The following is a 1,561-nucleotide window of genomic DNA, read 5'->3' as shown; positions in this document are numbered from 1 at the left end:
GGTTAAAGAGGACAGTTCGAAAGAGGAATTGACCATCTATCGTGCAGCGACTATCACTAAATCACCAGACTTTGATTACCTAGCAGATGATACGCCTATCTTCATTGGTCGTGGTAATGTCGGACCTGGTGATGTGATAACGGTTACGATTAAAGACTCTAGAGGCGCTGTAATTACCACCTTCACCAGTAACTCAGGTGGCGGTGTTGTGGTTGATAAAGCGAACAGTAGCTGGAGGATCCCAGAAGAGGCATGGACTTCAAAAGGACTGTCTTTAGATAGAGGAACGTATACAATCACATCATCAACGAAGACAGCAGATGGTAAAGGTGAACAAGTAGGTAGTACCGAATCATTTACTATCTTTAAACCTGAGACATCAGTTTCTGTGAGCGATGCTAGAGAGCAAACGGTATCTAAAATCTTTGGTCTGGACGATGGTAGCTATTGGGTATTCTGGGCATCTAATATGGGTAGTTCAAATGCATTTGATCTATTCGCTCAACGTTATGATCAAAAAGGTAATCCACTAGGAAATAGAGTCACAGTTGCAGATAAAGATACCAATGCGGGTCACTCGAATTCGGATGCATTACACTATATTTCTGCCTATGATGTGCATTTTAATACGGATGAATCTTTTGTTGTCTACTATCAGACTAATAATGGATTAATTCCGAATATCGCTAAGTTTAATAAAGATGGATCAAAAATTAGTGATGTTCCAGCACCAAATGTTAGAGAATGGGAATTAGATGCAAACTATGTACAAATGGATAATGGAGATTATGCGTTAGTGTTCTCATCAGGAACAGTACATACATACAATGTGTTTATGCAACGTTTTAAAGCCGATGGAACAGCAATTGATAGCGTACCTATACAGCAAACATTTGATAATAACAGAGGGTCTGGATTTACCCAATCTCTACCTAATGTTTCGGGCAATGGTTCTCCATCAATGGATGGACTATCAGGCTCTTTCCAAACTTATGCATGTATAGGAGGAATTTCAACAACAAACCTTGGTAATGGTCTCTTTGCTATGACTTATATGACTTCTCGTGAGTCTAATTTAGATACAGCAAAAGATGCAGATATTTTCTTAAGGGTTTATGATTTTGCATCAGGCCAACCGGTAGCTGCAGAGATCAAGTTAACCTCTAACGATAAGTTCTACCAAGTAGATCCGGCAGTTGTAGCACTTAAAGAAGGTGGCTTTGTTGTAACTTGGGCTTCTAACCATGAGTCAACGAACGCTAATAATAGTGGAGGACAAATGGATCAGTTTAATATGTATTCTAGACGTTATAAGCTAGATGCAAATAATAAACCGGTTGCATTAGATCCTGTTGATAAGCGAGTCAATACCTCTACTGATGGTGTTAATGGTGTTGGATATAACAGAATTCAAGGGCATTATGATATCGCTGCCTTAGAGCATGGTGGATATGTTATAGTTTGGACTAAGTTTACAGCAGGTAATAGAGCTGAAATTTACTCACAAACATTCGATGCGGCAGGGAATAAATTAGGTGGTGAAACATTAGTTTCTACAAAT

Annotated in this window: 1 protein-coding gene; it reads left to right on the top strand. The window is 39.1% G+C overall.

The features are described 5' to 3' along the window. Positions 1-1,561 (top strand): hypothetical protein (locus ACFFIT_RS00220; RefSeq protein ID WP_385875307.1); only part of this gene is annotated, 1,561 nt, incomplete at both ends.

It is taken from the genome of Thorsellia kenyensis, from assembly GCF_042432445.1.
GTDB lineage: Bacteria > Pseudomonadota > Gammaproteobacteria > Enterobacterales > Thorselliaceae > Thorsellia > Thorsellia kenyensis.
This window is presented reverse-complemented; position numbering and strand designations above follow the sequence as displayed.